Here is a 24,987-nt window from a genome sequence, read left to right on the forward strand (position 1 = left end):
CCCAAAAAGCAAATGAATTTTATCTTTAGCTCTATCAGATGATGAAATCTGCGAGCACCTGATTGTCTGTAATATCCTGATAAGCCCAGCCCGCTTCCGCAAACTTCTTTTCAAGAATTTTGAAATTTCCAGCATTCTTAGTTTCAATGCCAATCAGCACAGAACCAAAATTACGCGCAGATTTCTTCAGATATTCGAAGCGGGCAACGTCGTCTTCTGGTCCAAGCAGGTCGAGGAACGAACGCAGCGCACCGGGACGCTGCGGGAAGCGGAAGATGAAATATTTCTTCAGGCCTTCATACCGAAGCGCGCGTTCTTTCACGTCCGGCAGGCGTTCAAAATCGAAATTGCCACCAGAAACAACGATAACAATACGCTTACCTTTGAGCTCGCTTTTCTTGAAATCCTTGAGCGCATCAATGCCGAGCGCGCCAGCAGGCTCCAGTACAACGCCTTCAATATTGAGCATTTCAACCATTGTGGAACACAGGCGGTTTTCTGGAACCGTGATCACAGCGCTCTTATCGAAGCCCTTGAGAAACTTGAAGTTTTCTTTGCCGATTTCTGCAACCGCTGCGCCATCGACGAAATTATCAACCTGTGAAAGCTTAACCCGTTTTCCAGCTTCAAGGCTACCTTTAAGGCTTGCAGCTCCCTGCGGTTCGACGAAGCGATAAGACACTTTCCAGCCGATGCCATCGAAATACTGCGTCACACCGGCAGACAAGCCACCACCGCCGACTGGCAGAAATACGAAATCTGGCTTTTTGCCATCTGGTAGCTGGCGTTCGATTTCGAGCGCGACAGTCGCCTGCCCTTCGATTATACCCTGATGATCAAATGGCGGCACCATCACACCGCTGTTTTCTGCTGCATATTCCTGTGAAGCTGCATAGCAGACGTCAAAAATATCGCCGACGAGTTTGATTTCGATAAACTCCGCACCAAAAGCGCGTGTCTTGTCGATTTTCTGCTGTGGTGTTGTCACAGGCATGAACACAACGCCCTTGCGGCCAAAATGCCGACAGGCGAAGGCAAAGCCCTGTGCATGATTGCCAGCCGAGGCGCAGACAAAAACTGCATTCTCGTTCGTTGTCTTCACTGCGCGCGAAATGAAATTGAAAGCACCGCGTATTTTATAAGAGCGTACCGGCGTCAAATCTTCACGCTTGAGCCAAATCTCTGCGCCATATTTACGTGAAAGATAGTCATTGAGCTGCAACGGTGTCTCTGGAAAGAGCGCACGCATTGCAGTTTCAGCTTGAACTACGGCTTTAACGAAGGCGTTCATTGGTCGGCTTTCTGCATCCATAAAAATATTTGCGCATGGCTACATGGCTTTCGTGCCGCAAACAAGCGTGAAACACGAAACATGAGTATAATAGTTATATTTTACCAAGGGGCAGATGGTGCGGTCGGCGGGACTTGAACCCGCAAGCCTAAAAGGCGACGGATTTTAAGTCCGTTGCGTATACCAATTTCGCCACGACCGCAGCTGAGACTTTCTATGTCATGATTTGTGAAGCAAATTCAAGCGGTTTTGAGCGGTTGTAACAACTGGTTTTGATAACAGTGGAAAAAATTTAGAAAATAGCCCGCAACGAATCTGTTGAATAAAAGCGATATTGATAACAATCAATCGTATGCGGGGTCTCCAGTTTGAAAAACACAGAAAATCAGTTGCAGCTTTCGTCTGCCAGGGATTAACTATGTCGATACAGAATGGAGTCTGGGCATGACGAATACCCCGCAGCAGGCCGTAACGGCTGCAATGCTTGCTATTGGCGATGAACTTCTCTCAGGACGCACAAAAGATAAGAATATTGGTCATCTGGCTGATATGCTGACCGCTGTCGGCATCGACCTCAAAGAGGTTCGTATCGTTCCTGATGATGAAGACGCCATTGTTACAGCCCTCAATGCTTTACGCCCCGATTATGACTATATTTTCACGTCGGGCGGCATTGGCCCGACCCATGACGATATTACAGCTGATGCCGTATCGCGCGCTTTTGAAGTCCCTTGTGTCTATGACGAAAAGGCTATGAAATTGCTGGCTGACAATTATGCCAAGCGCGAACTTGAATTCACGGATTCGCGTAAACGCATGGCGCGTATGCCGCAGGGATCAGAGCATATCGATAACCCGATATCAGCCGCACCCGGCTTTCATATCGGCAATGTTTACGTGATGGCAGGTGTGCCGTCAGTGTTTCAGGCAATGCTCGACAATGTTTTGCCCACGCTGAAAACGGGCCGTAAGCTTTTATCCAAAGCTGTACGCTGTCCATTTGGTGAAGGTGTGATCGGCGCACCGCTGACCGCAATTCAGAAGGAAAACCCGGAGACAATAATCGGATCATATCCGAAATTTGAAAACGGTCGTTTCAGCACCGAACTGGTGGTTCGTGGCAGTGATGAAGCAAAAGTAGACGTGGCGGTTGCTGCAATCGAAGCAATGATTGCGACACTGCAAGAACAAGGTGCAGCGTAAAGGTTCAAACTTTACCTAAGCTTACACTGCGCCATATGTTAAAATAAGAGTATAGCCGGAAGGAGATCTGATATGTCCTACAAAACGGTCGTGGCCTATTCCCGCAGCGAGGCCGAACTGAAGCGGGTGTTGTCCGCAGTTGCTCTTCTGACGCGCAGAACGCCAGATATTCATGTTATCGGCCTTTATTCTGTTCCCTCGCCCGTCGTTTATGCCGACCCAAATGGTTTTATCGATCCGGGCATGTTTGAGCTGCATGATAAGCAGCACAAAGAAATATCGGAACATCTGAAAGCGCAGTTTGAAGAAGAAATGCGCCGTCAGGGAATCTATCATGAGTTCCGTATCACACGCTCTGAAACCGGAACCGCTGCTGATGGTGTATTAACGTCATGTCTCGGCGCAGAATTGTTGGTGGCAGGTCAGCCAGATCCAGATGATCCGGCGACGAATGATGAAACAGCCGATACGCTCGTGTTTAATTCCAGCTGTCCTGTGCTGTTGGTGCCTCATGCGCCCGTTGTTGCGATGGAGGCCATTGATCGCATCGTGGTTGCATTCAACGGCAAGCGTGAAGCAGCACGCGCCGCCTTCGACGCTTTGCCTTTAATGAAAAATGCGAGCCGAACGGAACTGGTTTGGATTGATCCGCCTGAGCGCGAAGGTGAAGACGAAGCCCTTGCTGGGAGCGAATTAGCAGAAGCCCTATCGCGTCACGGAGTGGATGTCAGCCTTACACCGCTCGCATCCAACAGCCGCAATGCGCAGGACGTGCTTCGGGAGCATATTATCGCGCACCGCACGGATCTTTTGGTGATGGGTGCATATAGCCATTCGCGATTGCGCGAACTGGTTTTCGGTGGCGTTACCCGTTCAATGTTAAACGACCTACCCATCTTAACGCTGTTCTCACGTTAAAAATATCCATAGCGTCGGGCTGCTTCATGCAGTCTGGCGCTATATTTTTAATATTGGGAGAACGTTCGACCTCACGCCGCTCTTGCGTAAAAGGTCATTTTGCGGTTATCAGCATCACCCGGCGCTGACTGTGCCGGGCGGAGAGCCTTTTCTTTTTGGGCAGCATGCATAGGAAATGCCGTGCGCGCATCAGGAAAAGCAGCAGATCCAAACAGTTCAGCGCGAGTGGCACCCGTCATCGCGCATTTTTGGTTTGACAAATCCGGAGTGAAACTCGCGGATTTTCCATGGAGCGTTCCGATGTCGTTGCCTGATAAAGCCTTTCCCGTTTCCTGGGATCAGTTCCACCGTGATGCCCGTGCGCTCGCCTGGCGTATCGCCGATATGAATCAGGAATGGCGCGCTATCGTCGCTATTACACGGGGCGGTTTGGTTCCTGCAGCTATTGTTTGTCGCGAACTTGGCATCCGCTTGATCGAAACGGTCTGCGTTGCATCCTATCACGATTATACATCGCAGGGTGAAATGGAGATTCTCAAAGGCATAAGCACTCCGCTTCTTGAAAATGGCGGAGAAGGCGTAATTGTCGTTGATGACCTGACGGACACTGGCAAAACCGCAGCCATCGTGCGCGAAATGATGCCGAAAGCGCATTTTGCAACCGTTTATGCAAAGCCGAAAGGTCGTCCGCTGGTCGACACTTTCGTGACAGAAGTCTCGCAGGATACGTGGATCTATTTCCCATGGGATATGGGATTCACCTATCAGGAACCAATAGCTGGCGCAAAACGAGGCTAAACGAAAATAAATGAAAGTCGATTGCGGTGGTAAAACAACCGCAATCGCACTATATTGAAAGTCTGCCAAAATTGGATGGAGGCGTGACTTCAAGCTATTTAGCTACAGTGTTACGTTTACTAATTTCAGCAAGGTCTTAAAAATAAATGCATTTTATGCTTCATATCGTGGACCCCTGTTAAACAAATCCATTGTCATTTTGGCGAATCAATCCATTCTGTTTTGAAAATGGTGGGACTTTCGCAGTGAAAACACAGGCTAAAAAATTTGTTGCGACGGAAAAGCGTATTTTGACGCCTTCTGGCCGTTTGCAGCAAGTTGCGGCTCTTGTTTACCGCTATGAAGCAGAGGAACGGCAAGTTCTTGTTATCACCAGTCGTGGAACCGGTCGCTGGGTCATCCCTAAGGGCTGGCCCCAAGTGGGTCGTACACTTGCCGAGACGGCTGCACGTGAAGCTTATGAAGAGGCTGGCGTGCGTGGGGAGATATCATCTCATCCGATTGGCAGCTTTGACTATTGTAAAAACGATCTTCCGCCTGAATGCATCAATCAGTTTACGGTTGCAGTTTATGCTTTGCACCTTGTTGAACGTGCGAAGGACTGGCCGGAGCGTGAGCAGCGTATCTGTGAGTGGGTTTCCCCTCGTCAGGCTGCTGAGCGTGTGGATGAATTTGACCTCAAGCGCATTCTTTTGGGTTTCGATGGGTCACTCACCGCGATCGCTGCTGAATGACGGTCGCTGCAGAAAGATAAGTCGCTGTTTTGTCAGATAGCTGTATAATCCAAATGACGGTGTTGCTAATTGGCATGTGTCACACCATTATTTGAGCTGACCTTCATATATCTGTCATTCTCCCCGTTATCCACATTCTCCCTCAAAGCTCGATCACAATATCTAGCGGCGTAAGCCTTATGGTAAACCAATGCTTGACGCTCATGTCCGAGTCGTTTTTTATGAAACTGTCGTTGCGTGAGTAGCGTGGCCGAGTGTAAAATTATGTCGGTCTTTTCTTCAATTTAGTCGGTCGAATTACGGGCGTAGCGTTGAAAATACGTTTATCGAACGAAATTTTTTGCGTCTAAATTTCAGATGCTTAGCTTAGCGGGAAGATTTCGGTTTATTGGTGTCGATGTCGGATTAATACTAGATTTAGTATTTTTAATCATGATAACATACCAGATAAGCAAAGTCCTATCCGAGAGCATGTTTAAATCTGCGTAAAACTGGCCTTATGGCTGGAGCGCTGATCATGCGCTGACTAGGGCATTTGATCGAATAAATTCTTGAGGAGCTTGCTCCTCGATATGATTGCCCTCCCGCATTGGGAGGACGTTCGAAACGAATATGCAAGACGCCGGTCGCGGCTGGCGTTCCAAGGCTGAACTAGGGCTGAAATCGATCAGTCCAGTTACTATATATAGAACGTTTGGATGGGACAGATGAAGATCGAACGCCGTTTTACGAAAGAAAACCAGTCAGCTTATGCGGAGATCGAATTTCGCACAGCGACGAGCGAGATCAAAAATCCCGATGGTTCGGTGGTGTTTCGCCTTGAAGGCATCAATGTTCCGGCACAGTTCAGCCAGGTAGCAGCCGATATTCTCGCGCAGAAATATTTCCGCAAAGCCGGTGTCCCTGCCCGCTTGAAAAAAGTTGAAGAGAACGATGTCCCATCGTGGCTCTGGCGTTCTATCCCGGATGAAGATGCTCTTGCAAAGCTACCAGAAGAAGAGCGTTATGGCTCCGAGATGGACGGCTGTCAGGTTTTCGATCGCCTCGCAGGAACATGGACCTATTGGGGCTGGAAAGGCGGCTATTTCAATTCTGAAGAAGACGCGCGCGCTTTCCGCGATGAACTGGCTTATATGCTGGCGACGCAACGGGTGGCACCGAACAGCCCGCAATGGTTCAACACGGGTCTTCATTGGGCCTATGGCATCGACGGTCCGGGTCAGGGTCATTTCTATGTCGACTGGCAGACCGGCAAGCTGACCAAATCCAAGTCCGCTTACGAGCATCCACAGCCACATGCCTGTTTCATTCAGTCGGTTGGCGACGATCTGGTAAACGAAGGCGGCATCATGGACCTTTGGGTTCGTGAAGCACGTCTGTTCAAATATGGTTCCGGCACTGGCTCTAACTTCTCTCATCTGCGTGGCGCTGGCGAAAAATTGTCTGGCGGCGGTAAGTCTTCCGGCCTGATGAGCTTTCTCAAGATCGGCGACCGTGCAGCGGGCGCGATTAAGTCGGGTGGCACAACACGACGGGCCGCCAAGATGGTGGTTGTTGATGTCGATCACCCGGATATTGAAGAATATATCGACTGGAAGGTGAAGGAAGAGCAGAAAGTTGCCGCTCTCGTCACCGGCTCCAAGATCGTCAAGCAGCATCTAACTGCAATCATGAAGGCTTGCGTCAATTGCGAAGCCGATAATGATGACTGCTTCGATGCATCGAAAAACCCTGTTCTCAAGCGCGAAATCAAAGCTGCTAAGAAAAACCAGGTTCCTGAAAATTACGTCAAGCGCGTTATTCAGTTTGCGCGTCAGGGTTATACGGACATTGAATTCAAGACCTATGACACCGATTGGGACTCAGAAGCCTACCTGACTGTTTCCGGTCAGAACTCCAACAACTCCGTGTCGCTCAAGGATGAGTTCCTGCGCGCTGTTGAAAATGACGGCGACTGGAACCTGACCGCGCGTCGTGATGGAAGCGTGATGAAGACGCTCAAGGCCCGCGATCTTTGGGAAAAAATTGGTTATGCGGCATGGGCATCGGCTGATCCGGGTCTCCATTTCAACACCACAATGAATGATTGGCACACCTGCCCTGCAGCTGGTCCAATTCGCGCGTCCAATCCGTGTTCGGAATATATGTTCCTTGATGACACAGCTTGTAATCTGGCATCGATAAACCTGCTGACTTATCGCAACAAGGATGGCTCGTTCGACATCGAAGCTTATGAGCACACCGCACGTCTCTGGACGATGGTTCTCGAAATCTCGGTAATGATGGCGCAGTTCCCGTCCAAGGAAATCGCCCGCCTCTCCTATGAATATCGCACGCTTGGTTTGGGCTTCGCCAATATTGGCGGCCTGCTGATGACATCCGGTATCCCATATGACTCCGACGAAGGTCGTGCGATCTGCGGTGCGTTAACTGCAATCATGACCGGCGTTTCCTATGCCACATCTGCGGAAATGGCCAAGGAACTTGGCGCATTCCCAAGCTATGAACCAAATGCTCAGAGCATGCTGCGCGTTATTCGCAATCATCGTCGCGCCGCTTATGGCGAAAATGACGGTTATGAAGGTCTGGCCGTTAATCCGGTTGGTCTGATTGCTGAAGATTGCCCTGATCAGAACATGATCATCCGCGCACGTGCTGTATGGGACAAGGCGCTGGAACTTGGTGAAAAACACGGCTACCGCAATGCCCAGGCAACCGTTATCGCGCCGACTGGCACGATTGGCCTCGTCATGGATTGCGATACCACAGGTATTGAGCCTGATTTCGCACTGGTAAAGTTCAAGAAACTTGCTGGCGGCGGCTATTTCAAAATCATCAACCGTGCCGTTCCTGAAGCGCTGCGCACCCTTGGTTATTCTGAAAGCCAGATTGCTGAAATCGAAGCCTATGCTGTCGGTCATGGCAACCTTAATCAGGCACCGGGCGTCAATCCTTCGACACTGAAAGCTAAGGGCTTTACAGATGAGAAGATTGAAGCACTGAATGCTGCTCTCAAAAGCGCTTTCGACATCAAGTTTGCTTTCAATAAGTGGACACTCGGCGAAGATTTCTGCAAAGACGTCTTGAAGCTGACCGATGAGCAGCTCAACGACTTCTCGTTTGAAATGCTGCCAGCAATTGGCTTTGGCAAAAAGGAAATCGAAGCAGCAAATGTTCATGTTTGCGGTGCGATGACCCTGGAAGGTGCTCCTTTCCTTAAAGAAGAGCATTATGCCGTGTTTGATTGCGCCAATCCTTGTGGCAAGATCGGCAAGCGTTATCTCTCGGTCGAAAGCCATATTTGGATGATGGCAGCGGCACAGCCGTTTATTTCGGGTGCGATCTCGAAAACCATCAACATGCCAAACGAAGCAACTGTTGAAGATTGTAAGAGTGCTTACTTGCTTTCCTGGAAGCTGGCACTGAAAGCCAATGCGCTTTATCGCGACGGCTCCAAGCTTTCGCAGCCGCTCAATGCATCACTGATCTCCGATGATGAAGACGAAGATGATGCAGTTGAAGCTTTGATCGAAGCGCCTGCTGCTGCACGCGCTGTTCAGATCACAGAACGCGTTGTCGAGAAGGTCATCGAAAAGATCGTTCATGAGCGTGAAAAACTGCCGAATCGTCGCCAGGGCTACACGCAGAAGGCTGTTGTTGGCGGCCACAAGGTTTACCTGCGTACAGGTGAATTTGGTAATGGTCGCTTGGGCGAAATCTTCATCGATATGCACAAGGAAGGCGCCGCTTTCCGTGCGATGATGAACAACTTCGCCATCGCCGTGTCGCTTGGTCTGCAATATGGCGTACCGCTCGAAGAATATGTCGAAGCTTTCACTTTCACCAAGTTCGAGCCTGCTGGCATGGTCATCGGTAACGATGCAATCAAGACAGCAACATCGATCATCGACTATGTGTTCCGTGAACTGGCTGTGTCTTATCTTGGCCGCAACGACCTTGCGCATGTCGATACGAGTGATTTCTCGAACACCGCACTTGGCAAGGGTATTCAGGAAGGCAAGACCAATCTCGTTTCTACAGGCTGGACCCGCGGCTACAAGCCAACGCTCGTGTCGAACACACAGACCGGCATTGAGTCAAAGGGTTCGGTCACATCGGCACCGCAGGGCTCCAATGTTACCACGCTGAAAGCGTCTGCGACGCGCTCGGCAACTGTTGGTCTGGCAACGGATGGGGCGACTGCGCTGAAACGTGAGTTTGAACAACAGCCAGCAACTGCACCGCAGCAGGATAATGTCGCGGCAACGGAATTGTTCTCCGACAAGGCAGCGGCTGATGCAGCATCTGCGCGAGCTGAGACAAACAATGCGGCTAAAAAGCTTGAGGCCGATCGTCGTATCAAGTCGATGATGCAGGGGTATACGGGAGATAGCTGCTCCGAATGTCAGAACTTCACCATGGTTCGTAATGGCACTTGCTTGAAATGTGACACCTGTGGCTCTACGAGCGGCTGCAGTTAATCTGAAGTTTAATTGAATATAAAAGACAGGCCGGATAATTCCGGCCTGTCTTGTTTTGGTACATCTGAATTATTTTTCTTAAGCACCAGAATTCAGAAAAAAATCAAATTAAAAATTGGAACCCTATTCACATCTCTACGTTCAACTAGTGGAACAAGATGAACAAAGGAGATGATTATGCTTAGAACAACACTGCTGACAACGACATGTGCGCTGCTAATTAGTGGTTCGGCTTTTGCCCAGACAGCGTCTCCAGCACCAACTGAATCGGCGCCTGCTTCAGCAGAGCTTCCGGTTTCTTCCCAGAATATGTTTGGTAGTCCGCCCGCTGCAGAATCTGAAAAGATTGGGTTTGTTGAAGCGAAGGATGGTCAGTTGCTTGTGTCAACCTTCATTGGACAGACCGTCTATGAAAGTGATGCAGCCGATGCAGCCTCAGTAGGTAATCTCAATGATCTGATCGTGAGTCCCGATGGTGAAGTTCAGGCCGCAGTGATCGGTGTTGGTGGCTTCCTGGGCGTTGGTCAAAAGGATGTGGCCGTAAGCCCAGACCAATTGCAGCTTGCAACACGGAGTGACGGTAAAAAATGGCTGGTGATCAAGGCCACCAAGGATCAATTAACTGAGGCCCCTGCCTTTGATCGCTCTGTGTTGTTTGTTGACGGCGTCGCTGATCCAGTAGCTGCTGGAGCAACAAATGCTCCAGCAGCCGATCCAGCCTCCCCGGCTCCCATGGCTGATCCTGCTCCGGCACCAGCTGCCCCTGCTGCGCCAGCGCAGTAAACTGAAATATTTATATATCGCGATCAATATCCCGGCCAGAGGCCGGGATTTTCTTTGAAATGAGGCCGAAAGGTTGATTTCAGCGGTTCACACACGTAGGACTCGTAAAAATCACCAAGCTATTCGGGAAAATCGATTGACGGAATTTTTTATTGCCCACCCATGGGCGCAGACTCTTGCAGCCCTTACAGGCCTTTTCCTGGCAGCCTTTGTGGCAAATTTTCTCATTAAAGCGATATTGCTCAAAGTTCTCGACCGGATTGTTCAGAAAACTGCTTTTGGTCAGGATGAGGAACTCAAACAACACGGCGTCATTGCGCATTTGGCCAACATCGTTCCCGCGCTGATTATTGCAACGGGGGTTGCGGCTGTGCCGGAGCTTCCCCCGACTGCACTAAAAGTCATCAGCAATGTTGCCATTGCCTTCATCATCCTGACGCTGGCCTTTACCGTCAGTGCGGCGCTGAGCGTTGTCGACACGCTGTATAGCCGCCGTGAAGAGTCAAAAGACCGACCGATTAAGGGCTATGTACAAGTCAGCAAGCTGGTGATTTACCTTGTCGCGGTGGTGCTGATCATCGCGACGCTTCTGGATCGTTCGCCCGTGATCCTGCTGTCTGGTGTCGGTGCCATGGCTGCTGTGCTTATTCTGGTATTTCAGGATACACTGCTCTCACTCGTTGCCAGTATGCAGATCGCTTCATCCAATATGGTGCGCGTCGGTGACTGGATCGAGATGAAAAATCTTGATGCCAATGGCGACGTGGTGGAGATTGCGCTTTATACGGTCAAGGTTCAGAATTTCGATAAAACGATCACTACAATTCCGATCCGCAAGCTGATCACAGAACCGATGAAAAACTATCGGGGAATGCAGCAATCGGGTGGCCGCCGCATTAAGCGTGCCTTGTTTATCGATCAGGCAACCATCCGCTTTTTGAGCGAAGATGAACTTCATAGTCTGGCTTCCATCGATCAACTTACGGGCTATCTGTCAAAGAAAGAAAAAGAAATCGCTGATTGGAATGCCAAGCTTGGCGATAAGGCAAAAAATCCGGTCAATACGCGCCGGTTTACAAATATCGGCACGTTCCGCGCCTATGTCGAAACCTATCTGCGGAATCACCCTAACGTTCACAAGGGCATGACGCTGCTTGTGCGCCAGATGGACCCGACACCGGATGGTTTACCGCTTGAAGTCTATTGCTTCACCAATACGACCGTCTGGGCATCTTATGAGCAGATCCAGTCCGATATTTTCGATCATCTTTATGCGGTTATGCCGGAATTTGGGCTTTATCCGTTCCAGAACCCAAGCGGCGGCGATTTCCGCAAGCTCAATCTTGTGGACCTCCCTCCGCGTTCTGCAAAGCCTTGATGATAGCAGCCTGAAGCTCAGGAACCTTATAGCCTGTGCGCGATGGCGTGAGGCCAAGGCGCACAATGGCGAGGTTCATGGATGGAACAATGATCAGGCTTTGACCGTCATGGCCCGACATCCAGAAGGCATCTGCCGGAATGCCTTCTGTTCCAGCTTTAACGCCCGCAGTTTGCAGCCAAGTCTGCGCTGATCCGTAGCGGCTGTCAGAGGCTTTGGACGGCTTTTGCATCAGTTGAATGAAATCTTCGCTTAGAAGCTGTTTGTCGCCCACTTTGCCCTTATCGAGCAGCAGGCGGGCGATGGAAAGCCAATCTTGCACATTGGCATAAAGATAAGATGAGCCAACAGGAACGCCACTGACATCAGCCTCCAGCGTGGCGCTTGCAATGCCTAATGGTTCAAAAAGCGTCGTCTGCGCATAGGTCAGCGCCTGTTCGGGCGCATCGAAGCTTTCCATGTAAAGCTTTGATAGAATGTTGGCCGTACCGCTGGAATAATTGAATTTGGTGCCGGGCTGTGCTTCGAGCGGCAGTGAGGCCGCAAATTCCGTCATATTGTTTTCGAGGAATAGCATCCGCGTTACATCGGTTACGTTACCATAATCCTCATCAAATTTGAGGCCGCTTTCCATTGCCAGCAAATCAGCAAGCCTGATTTTTGATCGGTCGTCACCATTCCATTCTGGCAAAAGATGATCGCGCTGCAGATCCATTTTGCCTTCAGCAATGCGCATGCCAATCAGCGTTGCCATAACAGATTTCGTCATCGACCAGCCAAGCAAAGGCGTGTTGGCATCAAAGCCTGACCCATAAGTTTCGGCGATAATCTGGCCGTCTTTCAACACGGCAATCGCGCGCATCCCCGGCCCGGCCAATGCTGGATTTTCAATAATACTCTGTATTGCCGGATTGATATTTAGATCTGCAATGGCTGCTGCCGCATCCATAGACTGGTTCAATGAAGGACGCAGATCAACGTCGTGCACATTGGCGCAACCAAGGCCCGGACGATAAACGGCCTTGCTTGGTGCAAAGAAACCGAAAATATGGGAGGTAACTGTCTCGGTGGCATTATCGACTGAAACATCGACAAATTTCAGTAAAGGATGACCGGGAGCCTGAACATCAAGCGCCAGCACTTCTTGCGGATCACGATGGGCCAGAAACACATTCGAGCAGACGATCTTGGCAGCATAGCCGGTACCAACTTTAAGAAGTTCAGGCGGGCGAAAACCAAGCCATAGAATGACGACCAGAATAGCAAGAAGGAGAATGGAACCCGTAACTTTCAAAAAGCGCATCGCATTTTCTTCTTCATAAGAGATTCATCAACTGCCTTTCGCGAGCCAGTTATCTATGCCGTTCGCCGCCGCTAAGCCCGTTGCAAAACACGCGGTCAGAAGATAGCCGCCAGTCGGCGCTTCCCAGTCAATCATCTCGCCAGCGACAAACGTGCCCGGCAATTTGGTGAGCATATAATGCTCGTCAATCTCACTCCATTCTATGCCACCAGCCGAGGATATTGCCTCTTCAATCGGACGTGGACGAACGAGCGGAATTTTGAGTGCTTTGATGGTGTGCGCAAGCTTGGCCGGGTCTTTTTCGCGCTGAATTTCAAGCATGAGGGCTGCTTTAACGCCCGTAAGTCCCGCACCCTTTCGCAATAAATTACTGATACTTAGCCTCTTATCCTGACGCGATAAATCATGCGTTAGGCGTTCAAGTGTGCGACCCGGCGCAAGATCGAGAAAGAGGTCTGCATGGCCGTCGCGTTGCAGCGTGTCGCGTAAAGCACTTGAATGCGCATAGACAAGACTGCCTTCAACACCGCCACGCGTGATCACGAACTCACCCTGTATAACACCCGCATCGCTGGTGATGGTCACAGACTTAAGCGGCTCGCCTGCGAAACGCTCGGCGAAAAAAACGCTCCAGTTTACATCAAAGCCGCAATTGGCTGGGCGCATTGGAGCAGACAGAATGCCCTGCTCCGCAAATAGTTCAACCCAAGCGCCATTAGAGCCAAGTTTCGGCCAACTTGCACCGCCAAAGGCAAACAGTGCTGCGTCAAAGCTTATGACCTCTGTACCTGTCGGTGTTTCGATGACTGGCTTTCCATTCTCAAAACCTGCCCACTTATGGCGGGTGAGAATTTTGACGCCCTGTGCTTCCAGTCGCTTTATCCATGCGCGTAAAAGCGGCGATGCTTTCATGGCTTTTGGAAACACACGACCGGATGAACCAACAAAGGTTTCCGCACCCAGCGCATCTGCCCAGTCGCGCAAATTCTGCGGCGTGAACTGTTCCAAAGCTGACCGAAGGCGCTCATTGCTCGCACCAAAGCGCTGCACAAATTGAGCTAAATTTTCGGAATGAGTGATGTTGAGGCCGGATTTTCCAGCGAGCAGAAACTTGCGCCCGACGGTTGGCATCTGCTCATATACAGTAACGGAATGCCCAAGTTTAGACAAATGTTCGGCGGCAAACAGCCCTGCTGGACCGCCGCCGAAAATTGCAATCTCGCGTTCACGCATTGCTGTCTGCACGGCGTTTTGTCATCAATCCTCTTTTTCCAGCATTTCTTTAACAGTAGTTGCTAACTGTTTGAGAGAGAATGGTTTTGGCAGAAAACCGAACTTGGCATCCGCTGGAAGATTGCGCGCAAATGCATCTTCTGCATAACCCGAAACGAAGATGAACTTGATGTCCGGATGCGTCTTGCGCAGTTCACGCAAGAGTGTTGGTCCGTCCATTTCTGGCATTACAACGTCAGAGACAACAATATCGACCTGGCCATTGAGTTCTTCCAGCACCTCAAGCGCTTCAACGCCGGATGCTGCTTCGTGCACGGTATAGCCACGCGATTGCAACGCACGCACGCCGCCCATACGCACCGCATCTTCGTCTTCAACCAGAAGTACCGTTGCGGAGCCGGAAAGATCTGCAGCCTTTTCGACCTTCTTTTCCTTGACCGCGACAGGCGCATTGTCTGCGCCTTTTTCTTCGATATGGCGTGGCAGGAAGATTTTAAAGGTCGTGCCTTTGCCGACTTCTGAATCGCAATAGATGAAGCCGCCAGTCTGCTTGATGATGCCATAGACCATTGAAAGGCCAAGACCTGTGCCCTTGCCGACTTCCTTGGTGGTGAAGAACGGCTCGAAGATTTTTTCGAGCACATCGGCTGGAATACCGGTTCCGCTGTCCTCCACTTCAAAAACAACATAATCGGCTTCGGGCAATTCGCGATAATTTAGTTTAGCTGATTCCGACGCTGTGACGTTGCGTGTGCGCAGCGTGATTTCGCCACCCTCTGGCATTGCATCACGCGCGTTAACAGCCAGATTGACTGCAACCTGTTCGAACTGACCGAGGTCAGCCTTCACTGGCCAGACATCGCGTCCATGCTCGATCTTAAGTGCAATATCCTTGCCCACCAGACGGGCCAACAGCATACGCAAATCAGCCAAAACATCGGTCAGATCGAGAACTTCTGGACGCAGCGTCTGACGGCGCGAGAAAGCCAGCAACTGCCGCACGAGTGATGCAGCACGGTTGGCATTCTGCTTGATGTTCATAACATCCGGGAAGGACGGATCAGAAGCGCGATAATTGCTTAACAGCAGATCGGACGACATGATGATCGCAGTCAACACGTTGTTGAAATCGTGCGCGATACCGCCAGCCAACTGGCCGACTGCCTGCATCTTCTGGCTCTGAGCCATCTGATTTTCGAGCGCTTTCTGCTCGGTGGTTTCCACGGCAGAAATAATCGCTGCTTCTTCGCTGGTTTCGCCAAGATCAGTAACAGCGCTGAGGTAAAAGCGGATGTGACGATCTTCATTGCCCGGAAGCACTGTATCAACGGGCGAAATACTCGCCTGCCCTGCGAAAGCCGCCGCAAGCGCCTTGTTAAAGGTTTCGCGGTCACGCTCATGAACGACATTTTCAAGCTTCACGCGGTTATCGACCGCATCGCGATCAACCACCGGCGCAAAAATATCTAGGAAGCGTGCATTGGTTCGCAGTGTATGGCCTTCGGCATCAACGGCAGCGATAGCCATCGGAGCTGAATTGAAGAAGCGCGTGAAGCGCACTTCGGCAGAACGCAGTGCGGCGGATGAATCTTCGCCCTCTGCACGATCCAGAACAATTGTGCGGCTTGTACCGCGCGTACCATCGCGCGCAGCCTGAACACGGTGATAAAACCGAACCGCAAGGCTCTGACCGTTACGCTTGATAAGATCAAGATCAATCACCGTATTGCGGCTGGTGCCCGGCTCTGCCTTGACGGCCTTGATAAGCGCCATGCCGCTGCCCGCGACAATGTCTTTCAACGTAAGCGAGCCCGGCGTGAATTGCGTCAGGTCAACGCCAAGCCATTCGGCAAGCGTGGCATTGAGATAGATAATGCGGCCCGAAGGATCAGCAGAGAAGAAGCCAGCAGGTGCGTGGTCAAGATGATTGATTGCCTCCTGCAGTTCCTGAAAGAAACGCTCTTGTTCTGCGCGTTCATCCGAAATGTCAGCAATCTGCCAGGCGACGAGCTGACCTTTATAGTCCTGTCCACCATCAACCGGGCGTGCTTTGATGCGATACCAGACCGGCGATGCTGAGCCTTGACCATCCCGCGAAAGACCACCGGAAATGCGCACTTCTTCCTGTGCAGAAAGTCCATCGCGGACCGCATTTGTCAGGCGATAGATTGCGTCAGACGCGGCCGGTTCGCTTGTCAGAATATTATCAAGCGAGCGCACGCCGTCGGCCTCCGCTACACCTGTCATTCCGGCATAAGCGTTGTTTGCATAGACGATCTGGCCACGCGCATCTGAAATGACGGTACCTTCCGGCATCGTATCCATAAAACGATGCTCAAGATCCCGCTCGCCATGGCGTTGACTGAACTCGATCAATCCGGTTGCAGCGCCAAAAAGATAGAACACGCCGATCATCGACAGAATGCCCATCAATACGATAGCAAATCCATCGCCAAGTTTATCGCGAAACACGAAATAGACGATTGCTGCAACCGTCAGCACAATGCCGATGATCAGGAGCCGCAAAGCTGAACTTGAGCCACGCTTCGGCATGACGAGCGGTTTCGGATAATTATTGTCCGTCGGTCGCGACATCAGGCTCACTGCCCTTTCATGCTGTTTAGCTGAACTACAAGGGCCGCAAATCGTCCCGCTGCTTTTTGTTTCAGCTTAAGCGCTATCTTATTCATCAAGCAAAACCAATCACGTTCCCTGCTTCGTTTTCCAGCTTCATATCTTGTGCCAGATTTTGACGCATATTGCAGGGTATATACGATTCGTAGAATGCGTTAATCGCCCGGCAGCACAAGCTTGCAGACTTTAAATCAGCTTTAAATGGCGCGTTTTGCACTGCTTTGGCTGGGGATCATATGTTTCAGCCCAATGGATGGAACATTCCCAAGTGAGACAAATTGAATTAGTGTTGCGTAAGAAATGCATTGTCCGTGATTTATGGCTTCGGGATTTAGGCGCAGGGAATTGTGGTTTCCGTCACGGATAGTATTGGTTTTAGTATGAGAGGGTTACCCGCATGAAAGAATGGCTCAGCGGTCTTGTTGGGGAAAGTGCAGCAAATATTATCGGCTTCATTCTCATTTTTGCGATCATTCTTGGCGGAATTTTCGTTGTTCTGAGCATTATCCGGCGCTTCAGTGGCAGTGGTTTTTCCACGAGCGGACGAACAGGTCGCCAGCCAAGGCTCTCGGTGATGGATGCAGCAGCTGTTGATGGGCGCCGTAAGCTGGTTCTGATCCGCCGCGATGATGTCGAGCACCTTCTGCTGATCGGTGGCCCAAATGATGTTGTTGTTGAGCAAAACATTGTCATGGAAGCCCGTGCAAATACGTGTTTGCAATCATCCCGTATCGAGCCTGAACACATTGAGCGCTTCCGTCAACACGAAGCGAGCGTTACATCGGACGTGGCCGAGCGTCCAGCACTTGCTCAACCTGTTGCTCAAGTTGTTGAAAAAGACGAAGCCATTCAGCTCAATTCTCCAATTGAACCGGTTGCCCAGCGCAAACCTGTACCAGTTCAGCAAATTTCCCCTGAAGCCCAGCAATTTCGTGCGCCTCCACGCCCTCCGGTAGCACCGCCTGTAACCCCAGTTGCCCCACACGCTCCGCAAAAGGTTGAAGCTCCAGCGCGTCCACAGCCGCCTCGCCCAGCTCCTAATTATCCGCCGCAGCCGCGCACTGTTCTTCCAGCCGCACGTCCGTCTCAGCAGCCGCAGTCGCCGCGTCTGCACCCGGCCTATCCACTCAGTCAGGTTTCCCGCGGCGTTCTTAGTTCAACGTCCGCAGCCAGTGCTGCCGCTGCTGCGAGCGTTGCAGCTGCCAACCTTGGTAACGTCACGCCAGCCAATGAACAGACGACGATTCCACGGGTTGCTGCACCTGAGGTTAGCCCGGCTGCAACAATTGCGCCGGCGTTCAAAACTGAACCAGAGCCAATTGTCTCAACAGCTAAAGAAGAACCATTTGACGTCATTGCTTCAGAGCCAGAACCGCAGTTTGAAGACGACCTGGGGGATATTGGTGGCGCGCTGCACGACGCCATTATGGCTGATCTTGCGACAGATGGCGGCGATATTGCAGGTAACAAAGAACCGGAAATGCTTGAAATCGATATTTTCGAGGAAGAGTTACTTGGCTCGCTCGACATTTCTCCAAATGGCAACAAGCCGGATGACAGCATTGAGGACGAAATGGAAAAACTGCTCGGTGAACTCACCAGCGATGAAACCCGTAAGTTCTGATTAAATACGTGATCTGAAAAAGGGCGTCGGCAGAAATGCTGACGCCCTTTGCGTTTGACCTATAAGCCAAAGAAAAAAGGCTGCGAAAACGCAGCCTTAAAAATTTCTGTTCGACTGAAATAAATCAATCGTCGCGATAAACCTTTTCGCGGCGCTCGTGGCGCTCTTGTGCTTCAATGGAAAGCGTTGCGATTGGTCGTGCATCCAAACGTTTCAAACTGATTGGATCGCCGGTCTCCTCACAAAAACCGTAGGTCCCTTCGTCAATACGGCCAATGGCTGAATCGATTTTGGAAATCAGTTTGCGCTGTCTGTCACGTGCGCGAAGTTCAATAGCCCGATCCGTTTCGGAGGATGCCCTATCCGCCAGGTCCGGGTGGTTTGCATTTTCCTGCTGTAACGCGTCGAGAGTTTCGCGCGCTTCGCGCAGAATATCATTCCTCCATGCAATAAGCTTTCCACGGAAGTAAGACTTCTGCCGTTCATTCATGAACGGCTCGTCTTCAGTGGGCCTATAGTCAAGGTCGATCAATTCACTCATTCTGAATTACCCCACATCTAGGAGACGCGTGCGGTATATAAGTCGATCACATCGATGACACAACATTAAACACACGCTGCGAGCTATTTTTTAGTTCATCAAAATTATGTGATTATGATGAATTTATAAGCGACTGAAATTAAAAATGTAAAAAATTCGCATTTATTTTTGTAAAACGCTTCAAAACAGCAATCTTAGAACTCTTTACGAAACATAATTACCGCAACAGGACAATCCTTGATCAATCTTATGCCCAATATTGAAGCAAAACTACCTGTGCATATTAATTCTCTTAATATAAAAATTGGCTGAAATTGGAAATCCTATCCCTATTTCGAAGCAATTGTGGCATGAAATGTGTTCGATCCTCCTCAAAGTTTGCACGGGATTCCATAATGAGTCGCCTCTTTCTTCTTCGACATGCCAAAGCAATCTGGCCAAAACCAGCCATGAAGGACTTTGACAGATCGCTGGATGAAGAAGGCATAGCTTCATTGGACGGGCTCGCAAATGTGATGAAATCATCTGGCGCGCTTCCAGACAGGATTGTTTTGTCCGCTTCTTCCAGAACCCGCGAAACCGCATTTGGTTTGATAGAGCGACTTGGGATTGATGTTGAGACGGTTGTTGATCAGACAATATATAGCGGCGGCGCTGGCGAATATTTGCAGGCCATAAAGAACAATTCAAGTTCCGAGCAGCTAATGTTGGTCGGGCATAATCCGAGCATCGAGGATCTCGCACTGGCGCTGACAGGTGATGGTGATCCGCAAAGCGTGGCAAGGCTTGAGGCAGGCTTTCCCACAGCTGCACTCGCAACATTCACATTTGATGGACCATTGTCAGAGATTGCGCAGAAGCAGGGTTTCCTGGAAAGTTTTCTAGTTCCACGCTGAATGCATAGCACAACGATATTGCTGACACCTTGTTGATATGCCTCACAAGTTCCTATCTATGGATTTGATATGGCGCAATTTTTACGAGGGCACAATTGGTAAAACTGACCAGTTTCGGCGATGAAGCACGGATCGCACTCGACACGTTGACCGATCGGGCAACCGGCCTGATGTCTCCTTCGCTTAGGCTTGGTGTCACTGGTCTGTCCCGCGCGGGCAAAACCGTTTTCATCACGGCTCTTGTGCATAACATGGTGCATGGCGGTCGTCTGCCGCTATTCGAAGCGTATAAGTCAGGCCGCATATCGCGCTCGCAGCTTGAGCCGCAACCAGATGATGCTGTGCCGCGTTTTCAGTATGAAGAACATCTTTCAGCGCTGCTTGATGATCGCATCTGGCCGGATTCTACTCGTGCCATATCGCAGCTTCGCCTGACAATTGAATATGAAACCGCATCGGCATGGGGGCGCTGGCTTTCTCCGGGTCGACTTTCCGTTGATATTGTCGATTATCCGGGTGAGTGGCTGCTCGACCTGCCCTTGCTCGGCAAGACCTATCGTGAGTTCAGTGCCGATTCCTTTGCGCTCGCAAACGAACCGACGCATAAGGATCTGGCTCAGGAGTGGATTGCTGAAGCCCACACCGTCACGCCTTCCGATAATGCCGATGAACTGACCGCGCAGCGCCTTGCGAAGAGTTTTACTGCCTATTTGCGTGCTGGTAAGGCTGATGAGCGGGCATTATCGACGCTTCCTCCGGGGCGTTTCCTGATGCCCGGTGATCTGGATGGGTCACCTGCCCTGACATTCGCGCCTCTGCCCGATTTGAAACCGGAAGATTTCAAAACCGGCAGTCTGGCTGCAATGATGGAACGCCGTTATGAGTCCTATAAAACACATGTCGTAAAGCCGTTTTTTCGCGAGCATATCGCGCGTCTTGATCGCCAGATCATCCTGATTGACGCCATGCAAGCTATGAATGCTGGTGGCGCTGTTGTTGCCGATCTTGAACGAGCACTGACCGACATCATGTCCTGCTTCCGCCCCGGTCGTGCGAATTTGCTGACGGGGCTTATTCAGCGCCGCATTGGTCGTATTCTGGTGGCCGCCACGAAGGCCGATCATCTGCATCACGAAAGCCATGACCGCTTGCAAGCCATTGTTCGGCGCCTGGTCGAACGCGCGATTGAGCGAGCAGATTTTTCTGGTGCCGACATTGAGGTTCTGGCTATGGCTGCTGTTCGCGCCACTCGCGAAGCAACGGTTAAAGAAGGCAAGGACACGCTGCCAGTTATCATCGGAACGCCACTCAAGGGGGAGCGGATCGATGGTGAAATCTTTGATGGTGAAACAGAAACTGCTATATTTCCCGGTGATTTACCAAAAAATCCTAATGTAATATTCGAACCATCGCTTTCGAGTGATGATCCTGCAATTCGCTTCGTCCGTTTTCGCCCGCCGCGCCTTGAACGCACGGCGGAAGGTATCACGCTTTCGCTGCCGCATATCCGGCTGGATCGTGCATTGCAGTTTCTGATTGGAGATCGTCTGGCATGAGTGAGCAACCTCCACGCAAACCAGCGGCCTTTAGCGTTCAGCAGCCTGCGGAAAAGGTTGTCGCGGCAGAAACACCGCGCCGCCCACGTGCCGTTACCGATCTTGAAAAAGTCGTACCCGACATTGATGTTTTTGCGCTGAGTGAAGAGGAAGCTGCAGAACTTGAGATTCTGGATCCGACTTTTGAAGCACCACCGCGTAGCCGATGGTCTTTGAGCAAGGTCTTGTTTGGTGCTCTGGGTGTTCTCGCGTCCTTTGCCATTGGCATCTGGATTGAAGATCTCATTCAGGCGCTATTCTCACGCGCTGATTGGCTTGGTTGGACAGCGCTTGGCGTGGCGATGGTGGCGCTTGCTGCATTTGTGACAATTATTGCGCGCGAGTTGATGGCTCTTCGACGGCTTGCCTCGGTGCAGCACTTGCGAAAACACGCGGCAGATGCGGCTGAGCGCGATGATATGGCAGCAGCGCGAAAAGCGGTTGATGAGTTGCGTGGGATCGCAGCAAGTCTGCCGGAAACCGCACGCGGACGGCAGATGCTGGATGGTCTGACCAATGAGATCATTGATGGTCGTAATCTCATTCGCCTTGCCGAGACTGAAATCCTTCGCCCGCTGGACCGTGAAGCACGTGCGCTGATCCTCAATGCGTCGAAGCGTGTTTCGATTGTCACGGCTATCAGCCCGCGTGCGCTTGTTGATATTGGCTATGTAATTTTTGAATCAGCGCGTCTCATACGCCGGCTTTCACAGCTCTATGGTGGGCGACCGGGAACGCTTGGCTTTCTCAAGTTGGCTCGTCGCGTTGTGGCACATCTGGCAGTCACAGGCACGATTGCCATGGGCGATAGCGTTATTCAGCAACTCATCGGACATGGGCTTGCGTCGCGCCTTTCGGCAAAGCTCGGCGAAGGCGTGGTCAACGGTCTGATGACCGCGCGGATCGGCATTGCCGCTATGGATGTGGTTCGACCCTTCCCGTTTAATGCAGAAAAACGCCCCGGTGTTGGCGACTTTATTGGCGATATCGCTCGATTAAATGGCGATAAGGCTGTAAAGTCAAAGGATCGTAGCTAGAAAGCTTTTTATTCTCGCTAAATTTGCCAGCTTTAATAGCGATGACAATAAAGCATTAACCATTCACGACGATTATGAGAGATGAATTTAGGGTGTTCGAATCTTTGATCCTTGCGCCATAAAACACTCTGCCCTTCGGTTGCGGCGTGTTTACAAATAATCTATTGGAACTGTGCCCTTCAGGCCAAAATTCCGGGACAGAGCTGACTATGAAAAACACCATCGCTGCATGCCTCACGCTCCTGCCCGCATCGCTTTTCGTTGCGCCATCTCTAGCCGCAGATAAGGATGAACAGTTTTTCCAGACAATCGAAGGCCAGTGGTCCGGTCCGGGTGAAATTGTTGCTGGTAAATACAAAGGCACCAAATTCGTCTGCAATCTCGCTGGCACAACGCCGGATGCCGCAGTCGGCATGACACTTGATGGTACATGCCGCGTTGGTGTTTTCTCACAGGCGATGAAAGCGACAATCACACGCGATGGCTCTACCTATTCCGGTAAGTTTAACGATGGTGCAGAAGGCAAGGGCCTGAACGTCACTTCCGGCACGGTCACAGGCAACAAGGTTGTTCTTGGTCTTAACCGCAAAGAATTGAACGGCGCGATGCTTGCGCGTGTTGCTGATAAAAATACGATGAATGTCACAGTATCTGTTCGTGTCGAGAAAGAACTGGTTCCGGTGATCGGTATGAGCCTCAAGCGCGTTGACAATATCGCTGTTGGCAGCATCGCGAAAAACTAAAGCTCTCTATTCTTCAAGCCACCAGCCCGCATCTGTGCGGGCTTTTTCTATGTCAGAACTCGCGCAGGCAGCGTTCCATTCGGAAATACTTTTGCATGAGATATTAAGTTCTGGGGCAATATCATTGAGTGGAACCAGTACGAAAGCCCGCTCCTGAATGCGCGGATGCGGCAGTTCGAGCGTCGCATCATTCATGATGATCGCCTCTCCTGCTTTTGTTTGCATCGCAAGAATATCAATATCAATGATACGCGGTCCCCAACGCTCAAGGCGAACGCGCTTCAATGAACGCTCAACATCAAGGCAGATCTCAATCAATTGAAGCGGTGCAAGCGTGGTTTTGATTTCCGCACAGGCATTATGAAACCAAGCCTGATCCGTCTTGCCCCAGGGCGGTGTGCGATAGACCTTCGATACTGAGACGACTTCTGTGTCGTGCCGGGCATCAAGCAGTCTTAAGGCTTTTGCGATAGACGCAATTGGATCATCAATATTGCCGCCAAGACCAAGCCAGGCGCGATAAGGCAATTCATTGTTCATCAGCGCGGATAAACCACCGTAACTTCAACATGGTCAAGTACACCCGGAACCGGCGCATTTGGCTTGCGAATGGTGATTTCGGCGCGTTTGATCTGCGGGAAACGTTCAGTCAAAGCTTTGCCGACGTCCAGCGCAAGTGTTTCGATCAGATAACGCTGACGACCAGTAATAATGTCCTGAATAACGGTAAAGGCGATGCCATAATGAACAGTGCCTTCAATATCGTCATTTTCCAGGGATGAACCGGCATCAACATCAAGTATTGCATCGACATAGAAGCGCTGCCCGAGCTTATTCTCTTCGTCAAAGACGCCGTGATGCGCGAAGAAAGCGCAATTCATAATGCGGATGGTATACACGGCTCTTTTCCTATTGTGAACGTGCTCTGCTTTGCAGGATAGCATCAGCAACTGCAAGGGCGTCTCTGTTAAACGCGACATTATGAACGCGGAAAATGCCGGCTCCTGCCAAGCGTAGCGCTACCGATGTCGCAGCAGTTCCTATATCGCGCTGCAAAGGCTCAGCCTGTCCGGTCATCGCACCGATAAAGCGCTTCCGCGAAGTCCCGACCAACAGAGGATAACCGAAACGCTGCAATTCTTCCATGTGCGCCATCAGCGCAATGTCCTCATCCTGACTTTTGCCAAAGCCAAAACCCGGATCAAGCGTAATATTCGAAGCGTTGATGCCTGCCCTGCCCGCTATTTCGAGTGACCTATCCAGAAATGCAAATTGATCGGCGATCACGTCTGCATCGATCTCCCGGTCCCGGCTTGTATGCATAATGACAAGCCCCGCACCCGTCTCTTTCGCAACTTGTGCAATTTCCGGTTCTTTTTGCAGTCCCCAGACGTCATTGACGATATGTGCACCCGCTTCCACCGCAAGCCGCGCGGTTGAAGCGCGGTAGGTATCAATAGAAATGATACAGCCAAATTGCTCGGTCAGTGCACGAATGATTGGCACAACGCGCGCAGCTTCGGTTTCTGCGTCGACTTTGGCCGCACCCGGACGGGTTGATTCACCACCCACGTCGATTATCGTAGCGCCTTCATCAAGCATTGTTTTTGCAGCAGCCACCGCATTATCCAGCTCAATATGCTTGCCACCATCGGAGAAAGAATCTGGTGTAACGTTCAAAATACCCATGATGACCGATTTTGAACCCAATTGGAGGCTACGGCCATGAGCGAGCTGCCATTGTTTGATCATTCAATGATATTCCAATTGTTTATTAACGCTGCCAACACAACTC

20 protein-coding genes and 1 tRNA gene are annotated in these 24,987 nt (G+C 50.9%); 12 read left to right on the forward strand and 9 right to left on the reverse strand.

Features of this window, described 5'->3' with window-relative positions:
• Nucleotides 1–34 precede the first annotated feature (34 nt).
• Complete coding sequence (ilvA, locus tag RI570_RS00630; protein ID WP_313826504.1) at nucleotides 35–1,291, reverse strand: threonine ammonia-lyase IlvA; 1,257 nt, start codon at nucleotides 1,289–1,291, stop codon at nucleotides 35–37.
• 116 nt (nucleotides 1,292–1,407) lie between these two features.
• Nucleotides 1,408–1,493: transfer RNA gene (locus tag RI570_RS00635), tRNA-Leu, on the reverse strand.
• A 242-nt stretch (nucleotides 1,494–1,735) separates the two neighbouring features.
• On the opposite strand from RI570_RS00635, the gene RI570_RS00640 reads away from it, so the two are divergent.
• From RI570_RS00640 to RI570_RS00670, 7 genes are all read left to right on the forward strand, one after another.
• Nucleotides 1,736–2,494: a competence/damage-inducible protein A gene (locus RI570_RS00640; RefSeq protein WP_313826505.1), complete on the forward strand. Its 759-nt coding sequence runs from the start codon at nucleotides 1,736–1,738 to the stop codon at nucleotides 2,492–2,494.
• 72 nt (nucleotides 2,495–2,566) lie between these two features.
• Nucleotides 2,567–3,412, forward strand: a complete 846-nt coding sequence (locus tag RI570_RS00645; protein ID WP_313826506.1) for a universal stress protein — start codon at nucleotides 2,567–2,569, stop codon at nucleotides 3,410–3,412.
• Nucleotides 3,413–3,712: 300 nt separating this feature from the next.
• Nucleotides 3,713–4,210: a xanthine phosphoribosyltransferase gene (gene gpt / locus RI570_RS00650; RefSeq protein WP_313826507.1), complete on the forward strand. Its 498-nt coding sequence runs from the start codon at nucleotides 3,713–3,715 to the stop codon at nucleotides 4,208–4,210.
• 245 nt (nucleotides 4,211–4,455) lie between these two features.
• The gene (locus RI570_RS00655) at nucleotides 4,456–4,944 is read left to right on the forward strand and encodes an NUDIX hydrolase (protein WP_313826508.1); all 489 of its coding nucleotides are present in this window, start codon (nucleotides 4,456–4,458) and stop codon (nucleotides 4,942–4,944) included.
• 707 nt (nucleotides 4,945–5,651) lie between these two features.
• On the forward strand, nucleotides 5,652–9,425 hold the full coding sequence (locus tag RI570_RS00660) for a vitamin B12-dependent ribonucleotide reductase (protein WP_313826509.1): 3,774 nt from the start codon (nucleotides 5,652–5,654) through the stop codon (nucleotides 9,423–9,425).
• A gap of 177 nt (nucleotides 9,426–9,602) precedes the next feature.
• On the forward strand, nucleotides 9,603–10,208 hold the full coding sequence (locus tag RI570_RS00665; RefSeq protein ID WP_313826510.1) for a PRC-barrel domain-containing protein: 606 nt from the start codon (nucleotides 9,603–9,605) through the stop codon (nucleotides 10,206–10,208).
• 136 nt (nucleotides 10,209–10,344) lie between these two features.
• Nucleotides 10,345–11,586: a mechanosensitive ion channel family protein gene (locus RI570_RS00670; RefSeq protein ID WP_313826511.1), complete on the forward strand. Its 1,242-nt coding sequence runs from the start codon at nucleotides 10,345–10,347 to the stop codon at nucleotides 11,584–11,586.
• Here the strand turns inward: RI570_RS00670 and RI570_RS00675 are convergent.
• From RI570_RS00675 to cckA, 3 genes are read right to left on the reverse strand one after another with little or no spacing between them, the layout of a single operon-like run.
• Nucleotides 11,546–12,889: a serine hydrolase gene (locus RI570_RS00675; RefSeq protein ID WP_313826512.1), complete on the reverse strand. Its 1,344-nt coding sequence runs from the start codon at nucleotides 12,887–12,889 to the stop codon at nucleotides 11,546–11,548. The genes RI570_RS00670 and RI570_RS00675 overlap by 41 nt on opposite strands.
• A gap of 27 nt (nucleotides 12,890–12,916) precedes the next feature.
• Nucleotides 12,917–14,122, reverse strand: coding sequence for a TIGR03862 family flavoprotein (locus tag RI570_RS00680; protein WP_313826513.1), 1,206 nt, complete (start codon nucleotides 14,120–14,122; stop codon nucleotides 12,917–12,919).
• A gap of 24 nt (nucleotides 14,123–14,146) precedes the next feature.
• Entirely contained in the window at nucleotides 14,147–16,717 is a 2,571-nt protein-coding gene (cckA, locus tag RI570_RS00685) for a cell cycle histidine kinase CckA (protein ID WP_313826514.1), read from the reverse strand.
• Between the two features lie 436 nt (nucleotides 16,718–17,153).
• Between cckA and RI570_RS00690 the strand changes: the two genes are divergently transcribed.
• A complete protein-coding gene (locus RI570_RS00690; protein WP_313826515.1) occupies nucleotides 17,154–18,380 on the forward strand; it encodes a flagellar biosynthetic protein FliO in 1,227 nt (408 codons plus the stop codon).
• 124 nt (nucleotides 18,381–18,504) lie between these two features.
• Here RI570_RS00690 and dksA read toward each other — a convergent pair whose 3' ends face one another.
• Nucleotides 18,505–18,921, reverse strand: a complete 417-nt coding sequence (gene dksA, locus RI570_RS00695; protein WP_250040726.1) for an RNA polymerase-binding protein DksA — start codon at nucleotides 18,919–18,921, stop codon at nucleotides 18,505–18,507.
• A 395-nt stretch (nucleotides 18,922–19,316) separates the two neighbouring features.
• Between dksA and RI570_RS00700 the strand changes: the two genes are divergently transcribed.
• The 4 genes from RI570_RS00700 (at nucleotide 19,317) to RI570_RS00715 (ending at nucleotide 23,192) form a co-directional block, all read left to right on the forward strand.
• On the forward strand, nucleotides 19,317–19,817 hold the full coding sequence (locus tag RI570_RS00700) for a histidine phosphatase family protein (protein WP_313826516.1): 501 nt from the start codon (nucleotides 19,317–19,319) through the stop codon (nucleotides 19,815–19,817).
• Between the two features lie 95 nt (nucleotides 19,818–19,912).
• Nucleotides 19,913–21,373 (forward strand): YcjX family protein, encoded by a 1,461-nt coding sequence (locus tag RI570_RS00705; protein WP_313826517.1) that lies wholly within the window; start codon nucleotides 19,913–19,915, stop codon nucleotides 21,371–21,373.
• A complete protein-coding gene (locus RI570_RS00710) occupies nucleotides 21,370–22,449 on the forward strand; it encodes a TIGR01620 family protein (protein WP_313826518.1) in 1,080 nt (359 codons plus the stop codon). Before RI570_RS00705 ends, RI570_RS00710 begins: the two co-directional genes overlap by 4 nt.
• Nucleotides 22,450–22,658: 209 nt before the next feature.
• Nucleotides 22,659–23,192, forward strand: a complete 534-nt coding sequence (locus tag RI570_RS00715) for a hypothetical protein (RefSeq protein WP_313826519.1) — start codon at nucleotides 22,659–22,661, stop codon at nucleotides 23,190–23,192.
• 6 nt (nucleotides 23,193–23,198) lie between these two features.
• Here the strand turns inward: RI570_RS00715 and folK are convergent, their stop codons facing one another.
• Genes folK through folP form a run of 3 tightly spaced genes read right to left on the reverse strand, consistent with a single transcriptional unit; the run spans nucleotide 23,199 to nucleotide 24,944 of the window.
• On the reverse strand, nucleotides 23,199–23,732 hold the full coding sequence (gene folK / locus RI570_RS00720; RefSeq protein WP_313826520.1) for a 2-amino-4-hydroxy-6-hydroxymethyldihydropteridine diphosphokinase: 534 nt from the start codon (nucleotides 23,730–23,732) through the stop codon (nucleotides 23,199–23,201).
• A complete protein-coding gene (folB, locus tag RI570_RS00725; RefSeq protein WP_250040731.1) occupies nucleotides 23,732–24,091 on the reverse strand; it encodes a dihydroneopterin aldolase in 360 nt (119 codons plus the stop codon). The genes folK and folB overlap by 1 nt, the downstream gene beginning before the upstream one ends.
• 10 nt (nucleotides 24,092–24,101) lie before the next feature.
• Nucleotides 24,102–24,944, reverse strand: coding sequence for a dihydropteroate synthase (folP, locus tag RI570_RS00730; protein WP_313826521.1), 843 nt, complete (start codon nucleotides 24,942–24,944; stop codon nucleotides 24,102–24,104).
• Nucleotides 24,945–24,987 lie beyond the last annotated feature (43 nt).

Source organism: Brucella pseudogrignonensis (assembly GCF_032190615.1).
Classification (GTDB): Bacteria; Pseudomonadota; Alphaproteobacteria; order Rhizobiales; family Rhizobiaceae; genus Brucella; species Brucella pseudogrignonensis_B.